Source organism: Gilliamella sp. Nev3-1 (assembly GCF_001690435.1).
GTDB classification, from domain to species: domain Bacteria; phylum Pseudomonadota; class Gammaproteobacteria; order Enterobacterales; family Orbaceae; genus Gilliamella; species Gilliamella apicola_C.
The window spans coordinates 14,764-31,094 of record NZ_LZHN01000004.1 but is presented as its reverse complement, the minus strand read 5'-3'; the positions used below and the strand labels follow the sequence as shown (position 1 = coordinate 31,094).

Genomic DNA, 16,331 nt, shown 5'->3' with positions numbered 1-16,331 from the left:
GATAAACTTCAAATGGGATTTTCTCAAGCGGTAAGTGGCATGAATGCCGCATCAAAACAATTAGATGTCATTGGTAATAATATCGCTAACTCTGCAACGGTAGGCTTTAAAAGTGCCAGTATTTCCTTTGCTGATATCTATGCTGGCTCAAAAGTTGGTATGGGGGTAAAAGTGGCTGCGGTTATGCAAAATTTTAATGATGGAGCAACAACAACAACCAACAACAGTTTAGATGTTGCTATCTCGGGTAATGGTTTTTTTCGTTTAGTGGATAGTAGTGGTCAAGTTTTCTATACCCGTAATGGGCAATTTCAGTTAGATGCTGAGCGAAATATTGTTTCTGCTGATGGTCTTCAGTTAACGGGATATCTTGCAACAGGAACACCGCCCAAAGTGCAACAAGGTGCAGCGCCTGTTCCATTAAAAATTTCACAGGAAATGTTAAATGCTACAGCGACAACAAAAGCTACTTTACAAACCAACTTAAACTCTAATAGTAAAGTTCCAGCCAAACAACCAATCAATGCACTTGATGCTGATACTTTCAATTATTCCACAACCATTACGACTTATGATTCGCTTGGTAATCAACGTAATGTTCAGCTCTTTTATGTTAAAACTGCGGATAACCAATGGGATGTTCACTGTCTTGATAGTAGTGATCCTAAAGCCACTTTACAAAAAGTAGGTAAAATGGAGTTTGATTCTTCAGGCAAATTAATTAGCGATCCTGAAATGACCATTAATATTAATGGATTAAATGGCTCGGCTGACAACACCTTTACTTTATCATTAGCGAATAGTTCTCAGCAAAATATGGGTAAAGAACTCGGTAGTATTAAAACGCCTGTGGTTGATGGTTATGCGCCGGGTGATTTAGTCGGTTATAGCATTAATGATGATGGCTCTATTTATGGTGTGTATTCTAACCAACAGACAATGTTATTAGGTCAAATTGCGATGGCTGATTTTGCCAATGTTAACGGGCTTGAATCAGCAGGAAACAATAACTGGCGATCAACCATTAATTCTGGTGGTGAAGTATTAGGCGTGGCAAATTCAGGCACTTTTGGATCATTAGCCAGTGGCGCGCTTGAATCGTCAAATGTTGATATGAGTCAGGAATTAGTGAATATGATTGTAGCTCAGCGAAATTACCAATCTAATTCGCAAACAATTAAAACGCAAGATCAAATTCTCAATACGCTAGTGAATTTGCGTTAGTATAAAGGCTATTTATGGATCGTGTTATTTATACAGCCATGTCGGCAGCAAGCCAGACATTAAATCGGCAGTCAATTACTACCAATAATCTAGCTAATGTTTCTACGACAGGGTTTCGTGCACAATTGACGACGATGAAAGCTGTTCCTATTGTCGGCAATGATACGCCCACCCGAACCATGGTGGTTGCAACAACCCCAACGTTTGACTCGACAATGGGGGCATTTAACTATACAGGTAGAAATCTCGATGTTGCTTTGGCAGAAGATAACTGGTTGGCAGTGCAATTAGCCGATGGTAGCGAAGCGTACACTCGCAATGGTGCCATTGAAATTGACGAAAATGGTACACTTAACATACAAGGCTACCCATTACTTGGTGATAGTGGTGTATTGACTGTGCCACAAAAATCTCAAGTGAGTATTAGCAGTGATGGCACACTTTCAGCATTAGGGGCAGGAGATAAACCAACGACCATAGCTCAAGTCGGTAAAATAAAAAAAGTCCATATTGAACCTTATCAAATAGTGCGTGGTGATAATGGCTTTTTTCAATTAACCGAACAGGCGCGTAATGAAAACGGTATGGTGATGCCAGATAACCCACAAGCTAAGCTGATGTCTGGCGTATTAGAAGGAAGTAATGTTAATCCTGTTACTGCTATGGTTGATTTAATTAGCCACGCTCGCCAATTTGAAATGCAGATGAAAGAAATCACTACTGCGGATGAAAATGCACAAAAAGCGAACCAAATTTTATCGTTAACTTAGCTTTATTAATAATTTAAGTAGGAAAAACTATGATTAAATCATTGTGGATTGCCAAAACAGGCTTAACCGCACAACAAATGAATATGGATATTATTTCCAATAATCTTGCCAATGTGAGTACCAGTGGTTTTAAACGGCAACGTGCTGTATTTGAAGATTTATTATACCAAACTGTTCGTCAACCCGGTGCGCAGTCTTCAGAACAAACAACACTACCATCAGGTTTGCAAATAGGTACAGGTGTTCGTCCTGTTGCAACAGAGCGGGTTCATAGCCAAGGTAATTTAGAAGCAACGGATAACAGCAGTGATATTGCAATTAATGGACAAGGTTTTTTTCAGGTGCTATTACCTGATGGAACGCAAGCTTATACACGCAACGGCGCATTTCAAGTCAACCAAAATGGTCAATTGGTAACCGCTGCGGGATATGAAATTCAGCCAACTATTAGTATTCCATCCAATGCAATCAAAATGACGGTTGCACGTGATGGTGTGGTTAATGTGACGTTAGCTAATCAGTCAACACAAGTGCAAGTTGGTCAATTAACATTACATACTTTTATTAATGATGCTGGGCTTGAAAGCATGGGCGAAAACCTTTATTTAGAAACGGAAAGTTCAGGTGCTCCCACTGAAAATACGCCAGGATTAAACGGCGCAGGGTTGCTATATCAAGGTTATATCGAAACATCTAATGTCAATGTTGCTGAAGAATTGGTGAATATGATCCAAGTTCAACGCGCTTACGAAATTAACAGTAAAGCGATTTCAACATCAGACCAAATGTTGCAACGTTTAAATCAGTTATAAATTTAACAATATAATAAGCGTAATGAGATATTTTTATATTTTAATTGCATTTTTTTTGTTTAGCTGTGCTCAATTACCTAAACAAGCCTTAGTTGAGGGTAAAACGAGCATTGTTCCACAAATGCCAGAAACTGTGAACAATAATGGTTCAATTTATCAAGCTAGCCAGCCCAGTAGCTTTGGTTATCAGCCGATATTTGAAGATCGTCGCCCGCGCAATATTGGCGATGTGTTAACTATTGTTTTACAAGAAAACGTGAGCGCTAGCAAAAGCTCATCTGTTAATGCTGGACGAAATGGCTCGGTGAATTTAGGGGTAAAAACCATACCGACATTTCTTGATGGGCTAGTGGGTCGTGGTAAAGCCAATACCGAAATGTCTGGTGACAATGACTTTAAGGGATCTGGTGGCGCTAATGCTAAAAATACCTTTAGTGGCACAATCACGGTCACCGTTCAAGATGTCATGATCAATGGTAACTTGAAAGTGATTGGTGAAAAACAGATTGCAATTAATCAAGGCACTGAATTCATACGCTTTTCTGGTGTTGTTAATCCAAGAACCATCAGCGGCAATAATACGGTAATTTCAACGCAAGTTGCTGATGCACGCATTGAATATGTGGGTAATGGTTACATTGATGAAGCGCAAACAATGGGCTGGTTACAGCGATTATTCTTAAATCTTTCACCATTTTAATGAGTCTCATTATGATAAAAAAATTGCGTCCTTTTTTCTGCTTTACCTTGATGATGATATTGGTTATACCAAATGGTCATGCTGAGCGTATACGTGATTTGGTCACCATTGAAGGGGTAAGAGAAAACGCCTTAGTTGGCTATGGGATTGTTGTTGGGCTTGATGGCACAGGCGATCAAACATCACAAACACCTTTTACTATCCAAAGTATCACTAATATGCTATCCCAATTAGGGATTACTGTGCCAACAGGCAGCAATATGCAATTAAAAAATGTTGCTGCAGTTATGGTGACTGCAAAATTGCCTTCTTATTCACGCGTTGGGCAACAAATCGATGTGGTGGTATCTTCGCTTGGTAATGCAAAAAGCTTACGTGGTGGCACATTGATCATGACGCCATTAAAGGGGGCTGATAATCAAGTCTATGCTATTGCGCAAGGCAATCTTTTTGTGGGGGGAATGGGCGCAAGTAGTAAAGGAAGTAGTGTCAGTGTTAATCAAACGGCCGGTGCAACTATACCTAATGGGGCAACCATTGAACGAGAACTAGCAACCCGTTTAGATGAACGAAATGTTATCCACTTACATCTTAATCAATTTGATTTTACCCGTGCCTTAAAAATTGCTGATGTCATTAACAAGTTACAAAAAAACACTGCGGTTGCACTAGATGGTACAACAATAGCACTACAGATGCCAAAAGAAAATACAACTCGAGTGCAGTTACTTTCTCGAATACAAGATCTTGAAATTGGCACAACCCCTATTTCAGCAAAAGTGGTCATCAACACAAGAACAGGTGTTGTGGTCATGAATCAAAAGGTTAAATTGGATAATTGCGCCGTAGCACATGGCAATTTATCTGTTGTTGTAAATAGTAAATTAAAAGTCAGCCAACCCAATACACCTTTAGCGGGCGGTGCAACAGTGGTTACGCCTGATAACCAAGTCAGTGTTGAGCAAGAAGGTGGTGCATTACATAACATCGCATCGGGCACTGATTTAAACCGAGTGATTAATTCGCTAAATTTATTAGGCGCTAATCCTACTGAGTTAATGTCGATACTTGAAGCCTTAAAGACGGCGGGCTGTTTGCATGCTTCATTGGAAACTATCTAAAAAACGATTTATAAAAGAAATGACATTATGAATAATAAAATTGGACAACCTTTTAATCGCTTTGCTTATGACTTTTCAGGGCTAAACCAGCTAAAGCGCAATGTTGCTAATGGTTCTGCTCAAGGTATTAAGCAAGTTGCTGAGCAATTTGAGTCCTTATTTATTAATATGATGATGCAAAGTATGCGCAAAGCGGTGCCTGAAAGCGGTTTATTTAGTCAATCTGCTTCACAACTATTTACTGCAATGTTTGATCAGCAAATTGCGCAACAAGCTGCGGGTAAAGGGTTGGGTTTATCTGATATGCTTACTAAGCAGTTAACTAATAGATCATCAATTAATGCTAATTTGCACTCTAATACTAACTTACAATCTAATAATCACTTACAATCTAATACAAACAATACTGCGCAAAATCTTCAATTAGCCCAATCTTTATTTAGTCAGGCTCCATCTAACATATCACCTCAAGCATTAGGGCAAATGCTATATCGTAGTGCTAACAACATGCTTGAAAGTCAGCATAACGAAAAAGTATCAAAAACAACGCGTGATAATACAAATGAAAATCATGTTACCCAATTTGTGAAAGAATGGCTTGAGCCAGCCAAGCAGGCTGCTAAACAGTCGGGAATTCCTTATGAAATCATTATTGCACAAGCTGCATTAGAAACAGGCTGGGGGCAAAAACAAATCAAGACAGAACCTAATCAATCAAGCTATAATTATTTTGGTATAAAGGCAACTCCATCATGGCAAGGGCGTTCAACGCGTTTAACAACGCAAGAATTCATTGATAACCATATGATAAAAATTCAAGATGAATTTAGAGTCTATAATAGCAAACAACATGCAATCACCGATTACCTTAATTTATTAACCAAAAACCCTCGCTACCGCGCAGTAGTTAAAGCTCCTGATGCCAGAACAGCAGCTAAAGAGTTGCAAGCAGCACATTATGCAACCGATCCTAACTATAGCGACAAACTTATCCAAATCATTAGTCGTATTGAAAAAATTGCAAAAAATAGCCAGCCAACGGCCATATCAGGCTTTAAGCAAGTTGCATTTAATTGATAATAGGATTAAGCGCCCAATACTGGGAACCGCAGTTTTTTGCCACGTTACCCATTAATTCAAGTTGAAATTCAAGCTGTTGATAGCTAGGTAGATATAGTTAAATAGGGGTTTGATATGAGATGCCGTTTAGGGTGTGATATTGCGACAGAAAGGATTGCCGTAATAATATCTTTCCCCTTTTTGATGCGTTAAAGTACCAGTAAACATTGAAGGGGAAACGTTGTTGCTAAATTAGATAACAAGTGGGTGCTAAGGTCATTTTGAATGATAAGGGTTTGGTTATAGATCTGTCTGATGTTATCAAAAATTATAAAATGATTTTCAATAGTGCTACCTCTAAAGTAAATAATGTTGTTCATGATAATATTGAAGTTGTTATGTTAGATTTCTTTTCCACTGAATTTAAGCCTGATAAATTGCTATATTTTGATTTTATTAGTAAAAATGGCATAAGCATTGATTTTAAACACAAGCAATTGTTGATTAAGGCTAAAGTAAAACAATAAAAATGGTTCAGAAAACATATTGATTTTATTGAAGTTTTTTAATGTGGATTTTTAAATCTCTTCCTTCTGGTAAATTAAGAGCAATACCAATGTTTAACATCTCACGATGAAGTCATCGATGATATTGAATGTTAGGCAGCACAGCCAAAATGATAATATTCACAAGAGATGCTAAAATTGGTAGGATAAATGGCTTTATGTTCTAGTCTCATTGGTAAACGTAGTTATCTTAGTTCGTGTATAACAATTAGGGGAGGAATAATGAAATATTACGCAAAGTTAATTGCCTTTGATCCCTATATTGAGGAGCAGGCTACTTTCGCTTTTGGACAGTATCAACTCTGTTGTTTTATTAACTCTTCTCCTTGGGCGCTTAACACGGGTAATATTTACTTATTAGAGCTTGGCTTGTGTTTTATTAATAAAATAAAACCAGAATTATCTAAAGATAAATGCTTTATCATTAAACAACAACAAGACACGTTTACCCATCATATCAACGGATACTTATTTGAAAATAAATTAATATTACCAAATTTAGTTTTTCAAGATGATCTATTTTATGATTTTTCTTATCTAAGTGGCGACTTTATAAAGTGCAATATTGATAGATTTTCTGTTGATATTTTAGATAAACAGTAGTCTGTTTATTATAAATCACCACGGTAGAATTAATATACAAGCTACCATTTTGTATCATTTCTTAATCTGGCGAAAATTTGGTTATTAATTTTGTTCTCTTTTCTTGATTAACAAATGTGTAATAAGTCTCTCCACCATCAAAATATTGTATAATCTCTAGCTTATTTTTCCCTTTCCATTTATATTCAACTAAAACACTTAGGAAAACCCCAGCGTAAATGCTGGTCTGTGATAGCATTCAACACCGAAATAATTACGGAGTCATCCTGCAACTTAGGTTGGTAATAGTAAGCACAACGGCTTAAACCAACAATGGCACAACTCATAACAATAGTAACCGAATGATTTTGTTGTAGTTGCTGTGCCCACGTTTTACGTGCCTTGGTGGGCACTAAAGCTTTTTTATGATTTCTTCCTGAAGCTGGGATTTTAAGCTCAGTTCGGCAAACATCTGTTTAAGCTTACTGTTTTCCGCCTTGAGTTCTTTTAGACGTTTGATGTCTGAAGTTTCCATACCGCCCTATTTTTCCCGTCATTTATAGAAAGTTGAATTACCCATGCCATATTTACGGCACAGTTCTTTAACGGGAATACCCGCTTCAGCTTCTTTTAAAATAGCTACGATTTGATGTTCAGTCATTTTTTTCATAATTGAATCCTCTTTTACTTTTATCATAGAGAATTTTCTACTTTTTTGCTGTACTATTTTAGGGGATAGTTATGCTGTTCATATAACAAGTTTATTTGTTTATCCCGATTATAAGTTAAAAATAAAATTTGTGTTTGGCAAGGAAGTCAGCACAGCTAAGGTTGAAGATAGAAAACGGCGTTATGAATATACAACCGAAGAAGCGGATGAATTACGCAAACAGACAGGAAAAAATTGGAGCCAGATCGGTAAACAATTAGTTCCTGAGGAGTCCTCAAATGAATTAAGTGTAGAGGCTGAAATCGGTGAGTTTAAGGAAAGCCTGACGTTTAAATTAAACGAAAGTGAACGCACTTCTGATGATAATCCAATTTTCAAACAATATATATTGTTTGAAACATAATAAGATTTGAATAACAGTCCATATTTATTACGATATGATGCACATGGTTTCTAGTTGTTTATCCTAATTCATATATATATTGTTATAAATCAATTAAAAAAAGAGATATTCGTACTAATTTGTACTGAAAATACTAATAATCATCATGACTATTGTTTGAGTACAAATTTAGAGCAGGGAAAAATGCAATTTTTGAAGTTGATTTAGTCTAAACGAATAATGAAAAATACATTATAGAATTATAGATAACATGGTTCGAACAGTACCATAAAATGCATTTTTACGTATCCTTACATTTCAATGACAAGACCAACAAAGTAGTCATTAACTAATCGTATTAACAGCTACCTTGTTATTAAAATGGATAATTTTGAACTAAATGGTTTGCTTTTAACCCTTCGAAGAATTTAAGCATTTTCAATATCAATTTTATCTATAATATCATATATATACATTTTTTCATTCGTAAAATCTCTTCCTTCAACTCCAAAAATTGTAGTGTATGTAATCATACCCTCCAATATCAACATAATTAAACAAGCCGCCGCTTCACATGATTGAGTCCCACCCAAACACTGATGAATCGAATTCTGAATCCACTGTTTGTGCATTCTTACGATAGCGCAAATTTCCTCACTTTTATTACCATATTCAACCTGAGCACGAACAAACATGCAACCCCGATAATTATCATCGTGAAACCAGCGAATATGCCATGAAATAATGGCATTTATTTTATCTTTTTTCTCAGTGAATACAGCAATCACATCTGTGAGCGATTCTTGAAAAAAAGTATCTCTTCTTAGTAATACTTTACTGACTAGCCCATTTTTATCGCCGAAGTATTTATACAACGTTCTTTTCGAAACACCTGCTTTTTCAGCAACTAACTCCAAACTAACTGGGCAGTACCCTTGCTCATTGAATAATAATTCTGCGGAATCCAGTATGATGTCTATAATTTCAGGCTTTAGTTTCATATATTCATTCTCATTGCTCTTATTCTTTTTAATCATTTCCACTTAGGTCTCTTATTCTATCATAACAACCCAATAATGGATAATTATAAATATAATTTGACCGACATTGTTTTTTAATGTAATTTACATAAACGATATCGTTTACTTAAATAGTTAATGTAAACTATTTCGTGCAAATCTTCATTAAATAAGGAGCGAAAATGTTAAAAAAGATGAAAGGTGGAGACGTAATACAACCTAGGCCTGGTGTTATCGCGGTGCTGCGTGGTTTTATTGGTGGCACTTTGGGTATTTTAATGTTGTTTATGGTGACCTATTGGGGGGGGACGCTATCAATTATGGCTCCATTTGGTGCAACATGTGTTTTATTGTTTGCCCTCCCCAAAGCTCCTCTAGCACAACCGAGAAGTGTTATTGGTGGACATTTTATCTCAGCTCTAGTGGGACTTTTGGTCGTCAATTTATTCGGTGATGGGATGATATTCATCGCATTGGCTGTCGGAATATCTATTGCATTGATGCAAATACTTCGAGTTGTTCATGCGCCGGCCGGGGCAAATCCGATCTTGATAATCATGTCTGGAACCCATGATTATACATTTCTATTCACACCAGTACTCAGTGGCGCTACGGTTTTAGTGCTCGTTGCATTAGTTGTCAATAATATCGGTAGTGGAGCGAGTTGGCCTTGCTATTGGTTTGGATATCCTCTATTTAAAAACAAAACCATAAACACAAAGGAAATGTAAAGATGCCTATCTTATCCCTAACAACATCTGTTGATGTTGAACAATCAAAGCTAAAACAAATTGCAAAGAATTTGACTGAATTGACTTCACAGTTCTTACGTAAAAATAAAGATGTGACGGTGGTTAATATTCTTCCTCATCATGGCTCATGGTTTGGTGTGAATGGTTTGGTAGATGGAGCTGTCTATCAGCTAACCATATTCATTACAGCGGGAACCAACACTGAAAATGAGGTCTCTTCATGGCTCAGTGGGACATGGGAATACCTTAAAACAGAATTTTCAATTCCAGATAATGCCATTTGTTATACATCTGTGGTCAATAATGATGGCATCAATTGGGGGTTCAATGGTATTAGTCAATCAACAAGAAGCAAACTTTAACAATATTAGGAGTCTATATATGGAATTTAAAACACCCCCAGAAAAAAGAGATTTTGTGATTAATTTTGGTTTTCCACAGGATATCAAGTTACCTGATGACGTCCAATTTGTTCCCTATCAGAAAGGATTAAGAGAAGGAGTAGATATTGCTGTTATTTTCGATGAAACGATTGCCAATCCTAATGGTCCCGATTTAGCATTTTTAAGATATGAACCAGGAGCTTATGTACCTGGCCATGTTCATATGGGATTTGAAACCGTTCTAGTTCTGAATGGGGATTACATCGAAAACGGACAAGTATTTACTGCCGGAAACTTTATCGTTCGGGCACCAGGCACCTGCCACAGCATGGCATCAAAGGGGGGATGCACAATTCTTGCATCTAGATATATCCCAGTGAAACAGTTAACTGAGGGGTGGGTTGACGAGGGGAAAAACATAAATTCAGATTATGAGGCTCATGCATGAAACTTATAACAGCGGATGAGGCTGCCCAACTGCTTTCGGATCGGGCAACGATCATTCCTGGCGGATTTGGTAGCTGTGGGCACCCTGATGCACTAACCGAAGCGATAGAAAGGCGTTATTTGAATACTGGGTCACCAAAAAATATTAGCCTACTGTTTGCTTCAGGGGCTGGGGATAGATCTGATGCAGGACTTAATAAATGGGCGCATAAAGGATTGGTCGTTTCCGCCATTGGAGGCTATTGGGGCTTGTGTCCGAAGCTTGTCAATATGGCGAAAAAAGGATTACTTGAGGGACATAATTGGCCTCAAGGTATCATAAGTAACCTCTATAAGGAAGTTGCATCTGGTTCACCAGGAATTTTATCCAAAGTAGGCATGAATACTTTTGTTGATCCGAGATATGAAGGCGGACTTATTTCGCCATCAGGTAAATCTATGGTCAAAATTAAACATTTTGAGGGTGAAGATTACTTGTTTTATCCAGCGATTAGCGTTGATTATGCTTTGCTTAGGGGGACCGAATGTGACCAAAACGGAAATATAACCATGATAGATGAGGCAGCTTATCATGATGCCTTAGCACAAGCACAAGCAGTCAAAAAATGTGGCGGAACAGTAATTGTTCAAGTAAAAATAATTGTCGATAAAGTCGATGCTCAGTCAGTCAAAATACCAGGGTTTTTAGTCGATTATGTTGTTGTCAGTGATTCCGATGAAATCCATCCACAGACATATGGTCATGCACTATTACAGGATGATAATACTGAAAAGGCACTCTACAAATCAATTATTGCAAGAAGAGCTCTGCGTGAAATTCCCTCGGAGAAAGCTGTTATCAATTTAGGGATCGGAATACCTGCGCTCATAGGAGCGATGTTGGAACAACGAAAAAGCAATGCAACGCTGACTATTGAATCGGGTGTAATTGGGGGGAATCCCCTCTATAACTTATCATTTGGAGCATCATGCAACCCACAAGCCGTAATAGAACAATCCTCTTTATTCAATTTTTATGACGGAGGAGGAATTGATGTGGCATTTCTAGGTTTTGCTGAAATAGATGGCAGTGGCGCAGTGAACGCCAGTAAATTCGGTGAAACACTGATGGGGGCTGGAGGATTTATTAATATTGCTCAGTCAGCAAAAAAACTTGTTTTGTGCGGGGCGTTAACAACCAAAGGTTTGGAAGTAGAGATTATAGATGATGTTGGACTAAATATTGTTAGTGAAGGCGGCCTCAGAAAATTTGTTCAGTCTGTGCAACAAATTACAGTTCATTGTAGCTCTACCTGTAAGGATATCATCATAATTACTGAACGAGCAGTGTTTCGTTTAGATGATAGTGGGCTGACTTTATTTGAAATTGCACCCAACATTTCTCCTGATTCTGTACAGCAATTAATTGCGTTTCCAATACGGATTTCAGAAAACATCACAACTATGAATTTATAAAAGAATTTATAAAATTTTTTAATAAGGAAAATTATTAATGGATACTGCTATAGGCGTTATAGGCGGCGGAGCCGCTGCGATTGCATTGCTTCATAATTTATCGAAAATGACATTGAACAACAAAATCACAATCTATTTATTTGAAAAAAACATGTCATTTGGCCCAGGCAACGCTTATTCTACGTTAGACCTAGATTCAAATCTACTCAATACTAAGGCTGGGTATATTACGGTTTTTAGAGATAAGCCTGGTGATTTTTTCCGTTGGTATTTAGAAAATTATTCTCGTTTCGAACATCAATTTCCAAAAAAATATACTGAGAATGATTATGTTCCTCGTTCTCTATTTGGCTTATACCTAAAATCATCCATGTGGTCGAGTATAAAGCAGGCTTCGCAAAATGGAATAAAAGTTATACCAATAAATGCTCATGTTATTGACATTAACGAGCAAGTGGAGGGTCAAGCGTATATATTGGAAACAGAAAGTGGTGAACAATTTGCAGTTCAGCACGTCGTGTTGGCCTGCGGTACAATGAAAAGAAAAGTTTCTAATAATGAAAAACTTGGGACTAATCTATTTCCTGATCCTTACCCAATTAGTAATTTAGTGACTAAAGTTTGTAAAACAGACAGTGTTGCTATCATTGGTTCGAGATTAAGTGCAATTGATTCAGTAATTGGTCTCATAGAAAATGGACACTGTGGAAAAATAACTATCTATTCCCGTAGTGGTTTCTTTCCTTGCGTTAGGGGCACGCAAGGGCGCTATGAGTGTAAATTTTTGAATAGATCAACTTTGAAGGAATTGATTAGTCTAAAAGGAAAAATAACATTATTAGATTTGCTGGATTTGTTTAAAAAAGAGCTAACTGCATATAAAGAAGAAAATGATGATCAGGATGAACAAATTGTCTTTCCACCAACTCCCATCGATGACCTAGGTGATTTCCTGTCAAGGGAGATTTCCCTAGCCGAGGGACCTCGTGGTTGGCAGGCTATTCTCTATAACACTAACCACTTATTAGGATTGATTTGGGATGCTATACAGGATGAGGAACGAAATATTTTCTTCTCAAGCCTCCTTGCCGCAGCAATCTCAATGAGGGTGTCTATTCCCAAAGAAAATGCACAAAAGTTGCTTCATTATTTTAATGAAGGAAAAATTGACTTTGTAACGGGTAATGCTCATGTTACTGAGAATATTGATGGTGGATTTAATATAACCTCACCCAACCAGATCCAACAAGCGGATACTATTATTTATGCAACAGGCAGTCCTAGGAATATAGCAGAAGCTGATGCGCCTCTTCTAACTAAATTGATAAAAAAAGGCATTGCTGCGGAACATCAATTTGGGGGGATTAATGTAGACAAAAATCACTTTGTGCTTAACCAAGAGAATGAAGCTAATAAGAAATTCTTTGCTATTGGCGAAATTGTGAGTGGGAAGTTTTTGTTTACTAGCGCTCTGGATATCATTATTTCTCAGAGTGAAAAGTGTGCTCATTCGATTAAAATAGCGAATGCAGAAAGATATAATGCTTATGGTGAGGGAGGTAGTTTATGAATATCAAATTGATAGGTAATAAAACTAGTCCTTTTGTTCGAAAAGTTGAAATAGTTTTACAGGAACAGGAGTTACTATATGATTTTCAATTAGACTCTCCATGGGAATCAGCTAGTAAGGTAGTCGGTATCAATCCAATCGGAAAGATCCCTGTTCTTATTATTGGTGGAGAAACCACCTTATTTGATTCATCACTTATAGTTGAGTTTTTATTAAAAATGGTGCCGAATACTGAACTATCGAGCAAATCTGAAACACTTAATGACAAGTTATTAATGACGGTCGCAAATGCTGCACTCGATACTGCTGTATTGTGCTCATGGGAGCTGAAACGACCTAACGATAAAGTCGATTCAAATGTTATGAACAAATATAAAAGAAGAATAGAGTCTTGCTTGCGGTATATGAATGGGGTTTACAGCGTGGAAAAAGATACGTTTTCTATGTCAGATGTATCAGCATTATGCTGCATTGATTATTTACTATTGCGCAATTTCGTACCTCTCATCGAGGAGGACTATCGTAATTTGTTTAACCGACGAAAGCAGTTATACACTCGTCAAAGTGTAAAAACAACATCTCCACTCCCTAACTCAGCCGTTCAGTGTGGAGGACACGAAAATGCATAAAATAATAATTTTAGATGGAATCACAGTACCCGGGCTGTTTTTAACATTAGATTTTCCAAATGAAGTCATCTATCAAGAGTTGTGTGCAGATCGTGACGTAAGCGAGGCCATAGCTGGGAGTGATATTGTTATTACTAATAAAGTAAAAGTTACACGGGAGCATATGCAAAGTAATCCTCAATTGAAGATGATCGCAGTTGCAGCAACAGGTTTTAATCATATTGATATTGATGCAGCAAAAGAACTTGGTATTACGGTCACTAACGTCAGAGCTTACAGTACTCAGTCCGTTGCCGAACATACAGTAATGATGATGTTGACTCTATCACACCAATTAATCGCATACCATCAAAGTGTTGATGTAGGCAAATGGCAGCAGTCTCCTTTTTATTCACTCCCTGGGCCAGCCTATAACGAACTTTTAGGTAAAACACTCGTTATTATTGGCAAAGGAGATACAGGGCAAGCTGTTGCAAAACTAGCTTGTGCATTTGGTATGAATGTATTGTTTAGCGAGCGCAAAGATGCAACTAATTGTCGTCCTGGTTATACCAAATTTGAAGATGCTCTATGTCAAGCTGACATATTAACTTTGCATTGCCCATTAAATGATTCGACTTTAAATCTAATTGATCATGATGAGTTAATACAGATGAAGAAAACAGCATTTTTGATTAATATAGGTCGAGGTGGATTAGTGAATGAACAAAGTTTGGCTGATTCTCTACGGCGTGGGGACATAGCAGGTGCAGGATTCGACGTACTAACAATAGAACCACCTATAAATGGAAACCCTCTGTTACAAAAAGAACTTGGTAATTTTATTTTAACGCCACATCTGGCTTGTAGGAGTTCAGAAGCCTTTCAGAGGCTAACTGAAGGGCTAAATAACAATTTAAATGCTTTTATTGCAGGTAATCCCATCAATGTCGTCTAGATAAATAACAAGATAGTTAAACGGGAAGTGAGTGAGAAACTGATCAGTTTAAGGCTTTTCCCGTTATTTTTAATTAGTCATAATGTAACTATCCCCTAAAATAGTACAGCAAAAAAGTAGAAAATTCTCTATGATAAAAGTAAAAGAGGATTCAATGATGAAAAAAATGACTGAACATCAAATCGTAGCTATTTTAAAAGAAGCTGAAGCGGGTGTGCCGTAAATATGGCATGGGTAATTCAACTTTCTATAAATGGCGAGAAAAATACAGCGGAATGGAAACGTCGGATATCAAACGCTTAAAGGAGCTGGAGGCTGAAAACCGCAAGCTTAAACAGATGTTTGCCGAACTGAGCTTAAGATCCCAGCTTCAGGAAGAAATCATAAAAAAGCTTTAGTGCCCACCAAGGCACGTAAAATGTGGGCACAGCAACTACAACAAAATCATTCGGTTACTATTGCAATGAGTTGTGCCATTGTTGGTTTAAGCCGTTGTGCTTACTATTATCAAGCTAAGTTACAGGATGATTCGGCGATTGTTTCGGTATTGAATGCTATCACAGATAGGCATTTACGCTGGGGTTTTCCTAAATGTTTTAATCGTATCAGAAAGCTCGGCTATCAATGGAATCATAAACGGGTATATCGGGTGTATTGTGAATTAAAGCTTAATCTCAGGGTAAAGCGTAAAAAACGCATTCCTCCACGATGCTCAGAAAGATTATTAGTCCCCAATAAACAAAGTGACTGTTGGTCAATGGATTTTATGAGTGGTAGTCGCTGTAATCAACGTCGCTTTAGGACATTCAATGTCATCGATGACTTTAATCGTGAGGCATTAGGTATTGATATTGCAGTAAGCTTACCGGCAGGGAGAGTTACCCGTTACTTAGATAAACTGGCCGAATATCATGGGTATCCATTAAAAATACGGGTCGATAATGGGCCAGAATTTACAGGAAAAACCTTTATAAACTGGGCTAAATCACATGATATAGCCATTGATTATATCCAGCCCGGTAGCCCTTATCAAAATGGCTATATTGAACGGTTTAATCGTACCTATCGCACTGAGGTACTCGATTTATATCTTTTTAACAACTTAGCTCAAGCAAGGAGAATAACCGAAGAATGGTTAACGATTTATAATACCGAAAGACCGCATGAGGCATTAAATAACATGACACCGATTGAATACAAAACACTAAAACAAGCAGCTTAATTTTCTACGTGAGTTGTGTACTAAGTTTGGG

General features: G+C 37.3%; 20 protein-coding genes and 1 pseudogene. 17 read left to right on the top strand and 4 right to left on the bottom strand.

Annotation, left to right across the window (positions count from 1 at the left end; genetic code table 11):
- Positions 1 to 12: 12 nt before the first annotated feature.
- The 8 genes from flgE to A9G40_RS00840 all read left to right on the top strand — a co-directional run bounded on the left by flgE (position 13) and on the right by A9G40_RS00840 (position 6,855).
- A complete protein-coding gene (gene flgE, locus A9G40_RS00875; protein WP_065581496.1) occupies positions 13 to 1,224 on the top strand; it encodes a flagellar hook protein FlgE in 1,212 nt (403 codons plus the stop codon).
- Positions 1,225 to 1,238: 14 nt separating this feature from the next.
- Complete coding sequence (locus A9G40_RS00870) at positions 1,239 to 1,994, top strand: flagellar basal body rod protein FlgF (RefSeq protein ID WP_065581495.1); 756 nt, start codon at positions 1,239 to 1,241, stop codon at positions 1,992 to 1,994.
- A gap of 29 nt (positions 1,995 to 2,023) precedes the next feature.
- Positions 2,024 to 2,806 (top strand): flagellar basal-body rod protein FlgG, encoded by a 783-nt coding sequence (flgG, locus tag A9G40_RS00865; RefSeq protein WP_065581494.1) that lies wholly within the window; start codon positions 2,024 to 2,026, stop codon positions 2,804 to 2,806.
- Positions 2,807 to 2,828: 22 nt separating this feature from the next.
- A complete protein-coding gene (locus tag A9G40_RS00860; RefSeq protein WP_065568283.1) occupies positions 2,829 to 3,506 on the top strand; it encodes a flagellar basal body L-ring protein FlgH in 678 nt (225 codons plus the stop codon).
- A gap of 11 nt (positions 3,507 to 3,517) precedes the next feature.
- Positions 3,518 to 4,627 carry a flagellar basal body P-ring protein FlgI gene (locus tag A9G40_RS00855; protein ID WP_065568284.1) on the top strand — a complete coding sequence of 370 codons (1,110 nt, stop codon included), beginning with the start codon at positions 3,518 to 3,520 and terminating at the stop codon, positions 4,625 to 4,627.
- A 27-nt stretch (positions 4,628 to 4,654) separates the two neighbouring features.
- On the top strand, positions 4,655 to 5,704 hold the full coding sequence (gene flgJ / locus A9G40_RS00850; protein ID WP_065581493.1) for a flagellar assembly peptidoglycan hydrolase FlgJ: 1,050 nt from the start codon (positions 4,655 to 4,657) through the stop codon (positions 5,702 to 5,704).
- A gap of 317 nt (positions 5,705 to 6,021) precedes the next feature.
- Complete coding sequence (locus A9G40_RS00845) at positions 6,022 to 6,213, top strand: hypothetical protein (RefSeq protein WP_141675150.1); 192 nt, start codon at positions 6,022 to 6,024, stop codon at positions 6,211 to 6,213.
- Positions 6,214 to 6,474: 261 nt separating this feature from the next.
- The gene (locus A9G40_RS00840; RefSeq protein WP_065581491.1) at positions 6,475 to 6,855 is read left to right on the top strand and encodes a hypothetical protein; all 381 of its coding nucleotides are present in this window, start codon (positions 6,475 to 6,477) and stop codon (positions 6,853 to 6,855) included.
- A gap of 185 nt (positions 6,856 to 7,040) precedes the next feature.
- Here the strand turns inward: A9G40_RS00840 and A9G40_RS00835 are convergent, their stop codons facing one another.
- Genes A9G40_RS00835 through A9G40_RS15675 form a run of 3 tightly spaced genes read right to left on the bottom strand, consistent with a single transcriptional unit; the run spans position 7,041 to position 7,504 of the window.
- Positions 7,041 to 7,247 carry a hypothetical protein gene (locus A9G40_RS00835; protein ID WP_065581490.1) on the bottom strand — a complete coding sequence of 69 codons (207 nt, stop codon included), beginning with the start codon at positions 7,245 to 7,247 and terminating at the stop codon, positions 7,041 to 7,043.
- Complete coding sequence (locus A9G40_RS15680) at positions 7,247 to 7,369, bottom strand: hypothetical protein (protein WP_442902695.1); 123 nt, start codon at positions 7,367 to 7,369, stop codon at positions 7,247 to 7,249. Before A9G40_RS15680 ends, A9G40_RS00835 begins: the two co-directional genes overlap by 1 nt.
- Positions 7,370 to 7,387: 18 nt before the next feature.
- Positions 7,388 to 7,504 carry a transposase gene (locus tag A9G40_RS15675; RefSeq protein WP_141675080.1) on the bottom strand — a complete coding sequence of 39 codons (117 nt, stop codon included), beginning with the start codon at positions 7,502 to 7,504 and terminating at the stop codon, positions 7,388 to 7,390.
- Between the two features lie 130 nt (positions 7,505 to 7,634).
- Between A9G40_RS15675 and A9G40_RS00825 the strand changes: the two genes are divergently transcribed.
- Positions 7,635 to 7,907: a hypothetical protein gene (locus A9G40_RS00825; protein ID WP_065581489.1), complete on the top strand. Its 273-nt coding sequence runs from the start codon at positions 7,635 to 7,637 to the stop codon at positions 7,905 to 7,907.
- Between the two features lie 407 nt (positions 7,908 to 8,314).
- Here the strand turns inward: A9G40_RS00825 and A9G40_RS00820 are convergent, their stop codons facing one another.
- Complete coding sequence (locus A9G40_RS00820) at positions 8,315 to 8,923, bottom strand: TetR/AcrR family transcriptional regulator (protein ID WP_255307286.1); 609 nt, start codon at positions 8,921 to 8,923, stop codon at positions 8,315 to 8,317.
- 164 nt (positions 8,924 to 9,087) lie between these two features.
- On the opposite strand from A9G40_RS00820, the gene A9G40_RS00815 reads away from it, so the two are divergent.
- The 8 genes and pseudogenes from A9G40_RS00815 (at position 9,088) to A9G40_RS00775 (ending at position 16,300) form a co-directional block, all read left to right on the top strand.
- Complete coding sequence (locus A9G40_RS00815; protein ID WP_065581487.1) at positions 9,088 to 9,636, top strand: HPP family protein; 549 nt, start codon at positions 9,088 to 9,090, stop codon at positions 9,634 to 9,636.
- A 2-nt stretch (positions 9,637 to 9,638) separates the two neighbouring features.
- A complete protein-coding gene (locus A9G40_RS14850; RefSeq protein WP_065581486.1) occupies positions 9,639 to 10,019 on the top strand; it encodes a hypothetical protein in 381 nt (126 codons plus the stop codon).
- A gap of 19 nt (positions 10,020 to 10,038) precedes the next feature.
- The gene (locus A9G40_RS00805; protein ID WP_176700412.1) at positions 10,039 to 10,488 is read left to right on the top strand and encodes a cupin domain-containing protein; all 450 of its coding nucleotides are present in this window, start codon (positions 10,039 to 10,041) and stop codon (positions 10,486 to 10,488) included.
- A complete protein-coding gene (locus A9G40_RS00800) occupies positions 10,485 to 11,942 on the top strand; it encodes a CoA-transferase (protein WP_065581485.1) in 1,458 nt (485 codons plus the stop codon). The genes A9G40_RS00805 and A9G40_RS00800 overlap by 4 nt, the downstream gene beginning before the upstream one ends.
- A 37-nt stretch (positions 11,943 to 11,979) precedes the next feature.
- Positions 11,980 to 13,512 carry an FAD/NAD(P)-binding protein gene (locus A9G40_RS00795; RefSeq protein ID WP_065581484.1) on the top strand — a complete coding sequence of 511 codons (1,533 nt, stop codon included), beginning with the start codon at positions 11,980 to 11,982 and terminating at the stop codon, positions 13,510 to 13,512.
- Complete coding sequence (locus A9G40_RS00790) at positions 13,509 to 14,141, top strand: glutathione S-transferase N-terminal domain-containing protein (protein WP_065581483.1); 633 nt, start codon at positions 13,509 to 13,511, stop codon at positions 14,139 to 14,141. Before A9G40_RS00795 ends, A9G40_RS00790 begins: the two co-directional genes overlap by 4 nt.
- The gene (locus A9G40_RS00785; protein ID WP_065581482.1) at positions 14,134 to 15,078 is read left to right on the top strand and encodes a D-2-hydroxyacid dehydrogenase; all 945 of its coding nucleotides are present in this window, start codon (positions 14,134 to 14,136) and stop codon (positions 15,076 to 15,078) included. The genes A9G40_RS00790 and A9G40_RS00785 overlap by 8 nt, the downstream gene beginning before the upstream one ends.
- Before the next feature lie 154 nt (positions 15,079 to 15,232).
- Positions 15,233 to 16,300, top strand: a pseudogene (locus tag A9G40_RS00775) (IS3 family transposase).
- The last annotated feature ends 31 nt before the right edge of the window (positions 16,301 to 16,331 follow it).

Coding starts and splice junctions, on each gene's coding strand:
- flgG (WP_065581494.1), top strand. CDS start 2,024: ATGATTAAATCATTGTGGATTGCCAAAACAGGCTTAACCGCACAACAA.
- A9G40_RS00815 (WP_065581487.1), top strand. CDS start 9,088: ATGTTAAAAAAGATGAAAGGTGGAGACGTAATACAACCTAGGCCTGGT.
- A9G40_RS00855 (WP_065568284.1), top strand. CDS start 3,518: ATGATAAAAAAATTGCGTCCTTTTTTCTGCTTTACCTTGATGATGATA.
- A9G40_RS14850 (WP_065581486.1), top strand. CDS start 9,639: ATGCCTATCTTATCCCTAACAACATCTGTTGATGTTGAACAATCAAAG.
- flgJ (WP_065581493.1), top strand. CDS start 4,655: ATGAATAATAAAATTGGACAACCTTTTAATCGCTTTGCTTATGACTTT.
- A9G40_RS00795 (WP_065581484.1), top strand. CDS start 11,980: ATGGATACTGCTATAGGCGTTATAGGCGGCGGAGCCGCTGCGATTGCA.
- A9G40_RS00840 (WP_065581491.1), top strand. CDS start 6,475: ATGAAATATTACGCAAAGTTAATTGCCTTTGATCCCTATATTGAGGAG.
- A9G40_RS00870 (WP_065581495.1), top strand. CDS start 1,239: ATGGATCGTGTTATTTATACAGCCATGTCGGCAGCAAGCCAGACATTA.
- A9G40_RS00800 (WP_065581485.1), top strand. CDS start 10,485: ATGAAACTTATAACAGCGGATGAGGCTGCCCAACTGCTTTCGGATCGG.
- A9G40_RS00805 (WP_176700412.1), top strand. CDS start 10,039: ATGGAATTTAAAACACCCCCAGAAAAAAGAGATTTTGTGATTAATTTT.
- A9G40_RS00820 (WP_255307286.1), bottom strand. CDS start 8,923: ATGATTAAAAAGAATAAGAGCAATGAGAATGAATATATGAAACTAAAG.
- A9G40_RS00790 (WP_065581483.1), top strand. CDS start 13,509: ATGAATATCAAATTGATAGGTAATAAAACTAGTCCTTTTGTTCGAAAA.
- A9G40_RS00785 (WP_065581482.1), top strand. CDS start 14,134: ATGCATAAAATAATAATTTTAGATGGAATCACAGTACCCGGGCTGTTT.
- A9G40_RS15680 (WP_442902695.1), bottom strand. CDS start 7,369: ATGGAAACTTCAGACATCAAACGTCTAAAAGAACTCAAGGCGGAAAAC.
- flgE (WP_065581496.1), top strand. CDS start 13: ATGGGATTTTCTCAAGCGGTAAGTGGCATGAATGCCGCATCAAAACAA.
- A9G40_RS00860 (WP_065568283.1), top strand. CDS start 2,829: ATGAGATATTTTTATATTTTAATTGCATTTTTTTTGTTTAGCTGTGCT.
- A9G40_RS15675 (WP_141675080.1), bottom strand. CDS start 7,504: ATGAAAAAAATGACTGAACATCAAATCGTAGCTATTTTAAAAGAAGCT.
- A9G40_RS00845 (WP_141675150.1), top strand. CDS start 6,022: ATGATTTTCAATAGTGCTACCTCTAAAGTAAATAATGTTGTTCATGAT.